The organism is Staphylococcus simiae, from assembly GCF_002902085.1.
GTDB lineage: Bacteria > Bacillota > Bacilli > Staphylococcales > Staphylococcaceae > Staphylococcus > Staphylococcus simiae.
Genome location: NZ_PPQR01000047.1, coordinates 1 through 292, shown reverse-complemented (window position 1 = coordinate 292; position 292 = coordinate 1). Strand labels below are relative to the sequence as shown.

General features: G+C 42.8%; 2 rRNA genes. Both read right to left on the bottom strand.

Annotation, left to right across the window (positions count from 1 at the left end):
- Positions 1 to 2 precede the first annotated feature (2 nt).
- Positions 3 to 117 (bottom strand): 5S ribosomal RNA (rrf, locus tag CD113_RS06115).
- A 73-nt stretch (positions 118 to 190) separates the two neighbouring features.
- Positions 191 to 292, bottom strand: a 23S ribosomal RNA gene (locus CD113_RS06110); the annotation flags it as partial.

Here is a 292-nt window from a genome sequence, read left to right as displayed (position 1 = left end):
TTGCCTGGCAACGTCCTACTCTAGCGGAACGTAAGTCCGACTACCATCGGCGCTAAGGAGCTTAACTTCTGTGTTCGGCATGGGAACAGGTGTGACCTCCTTGCCATAGTCACCAGACAAATAAGAATGTAAGTTATACACTCAAAACTAGATAGTAAGTAAAAATGATTATGCGTCGCAAAACATTTAATTGATTAAGTCTTCGATCGATTAGTATTCGTCAGCTCCACATGTCACCATGCTTCCACCTCGAACCTATTAACCTCATCATCTTTGAGGGATCTTATAACCG